Source organism: Metabacillus fastidiosus NBRC 101226 (assembly GCF_001591625.1).
Classification (GTDB): Bacteria; Bacillota; Bacilli; order Bacillales; family Bacillaceae; genus Metabacillus; species Metabacillus fastidiosus.
The window spans coordinates 1-1,596 of record NZ_BCVG01000220.1 but is presented as its reverse complement, the minus strand read 5'-3'; the positions used below and the strand labels follow the sequence as shown (position 1 = coordinate 1,596).

Below are 1,596 nucleotides of genomic sequence, written 5' to 3'. Positions count from 1 at the left end.
GAAAAACCCCCAATGATGGAAGTTTCACTTTATTTGAAATATTTTTTATTCATCATAAAGTAAGCAACAGCTACACCAATTGTATCTTTAATGAAGTCAATGAGCGTTGCCGACCGGTATGGTACAAATGATTGATGAATTTCATCTATAGCTCCGTACACAATCGCAATAATGGCTGCAAAAATGCTGGCCTTCTTCGTCCATTTTCCGTTTGTTATAAAGGCAAGTGCAATGAGTAGATAAAGAATAGCGAATTCAATTAAATGTAATGACTCTTTCAGTAAATGATCGAAGGAAAAAGGAGTTTTCACGAAAGCGTCTGCAGGATGACTTGATAAAAACCAAATAAAAATCATATAAAGAATGGGAAACAAGGTAAATACCATTTGTTTAAAACGCATATATATCTCCTTTTACATAAAAAATTGAAAAGAAATGTACATAATATCATAACTTTATCACATACTAAGTAGAAAAATTTAAAATTCGTGTATATAAATCATGAAATCTGTTCAGAATGATTGCTGAGGTGATGATAGAATGAGAGATGAAGAAAAGAAACACTTTTCTCAAAAATCTAAAATTCAGCAATTTTTTAGAAAACGCTGGGTATTTCCAGCTATGTACCTAGTAAGTGCAGCAGTTATTCTAACAGCAGTTTTATGGTATCAAAGTGTAGGCAATAACTTACAAGATGACATTGCTCAAAATAATGATAATAAAGATACGGCATACACAAATGAACCTGCTGTTGAAGTAAACAAACCAACGGAAAATGTAGTTAGTCCGGCATTAGATCCAGATGCAGTAAAGATCGTGAAAGAATTCTATGATGAAAGTGCATCTGTAGAGGAGCAAGAAGCAGCACTCGTATTTTATAATAATACGTATAGACCGAATAAAGGAATTGACCTTGCTCGCGAAGATCAGAAGGAATTTGATGTTGTTGCAGTACTAAGCGGAACTGTTAAGAAATCCGCAAAAGATCCGATTTTAGGCCATGTAATCGAAATTGAGCATGAAGATAAGGTTGTAACAGTTTATCAGTCTTTAGCAAGTGCGAAAGTACAAGCTGGTGATAAAGTGAAACAAAATGACGTTATCGGTAAAGCTGGAAAAAATCTTTTAAATGAAAAAGACGGAATTCATGTTCACTTTGAAATTCGCAAAGATGGAAAAGCAGTAAATCCTTCTGCATACATGAATAAGCCAGTAACATCTATTACGACAGAAACAGAAAAAGAAAATGCTACTGAAGGTGAAACTCCAGCTGCAGACTCAGAAGCAAGTGAAGGAGCAGAAGAAGAAGCTCCGAAACAGGATGAGTCTGATGAAGCAAAAGAGGAAGAAAATAAAGAAACAGAAGAACAAGATCCAGCTGAAAATAAAGAGCAATCAGACAAGCCTGAGGCTTCTAAGAGCTCATTGAATTCTTAAAATAATAAGCTGATGTCTATCCCCTAAATGAAGGATAGGCTTTTTTTTGTGAAAAAAGAATATAGACTTGCTTTGTCCCAGCATTAACGGGCAGAAGAATCACACTTCAAAATTCTAAAAACTCTAAGAAGTTAAGGGGGAGATCCACTGGCCCGTAAA

At 34.9% G+C, this 1,596-nt stretch carries 2 protein-coding genes; one reads left to right on the top strand and one right to left on the bottom strand.

Annotated elements, in window-relative coordinates; genetic code table 11:
• Positions 1-29 precede the first annotated feature (29 nt).
• Positions 30-401 carry a VanZ family protein gene (locus BFA01S_RS21490; protein WP_066235679.1) on the bottom strand — a complete coding sequence of 124 codons (372 nt, stop codon included), beginning with the start codon at positions 399-401 and terminating at the stop codon, positions 30-32.
• A 139-nt stretch (positions 402-540) separates the two neighbouring features.
• On the opposite strand from BFA01S_RS21490, the gene spoIIQ reads away from it, so the two are divergent.
• Complete coding sequence (spoIIQ, locus tag BFA01S_RS21485) at positions 541-1,437, top strand: stage II sporulation protein SpoIIQ (RefSeq protein ID WP_066235677.1); 897 nt, start codon at positions 541-543, stop codon at positions 1,435-1,437.
• Positions 1,438-1,596: the final 159 nt, after the last annotated feature.

Bases quoted from the DNA above. Each gene is read 5' to 3' on its own strand.
- spoIIQ (WP_066235677.1), top strand. From the start codon at position 541: ATGAGAGATGAAGAAAAGAAACACTTTTCTCAAAAATCTAAAATTCAG.
- BFA01S_RS21490 (WP_066235679.1), bottom strand. From the start codon at position 401: ATGCGTTTTAAACAAATGGTATTTACCTTGTTTCCCATTCTTTATATG.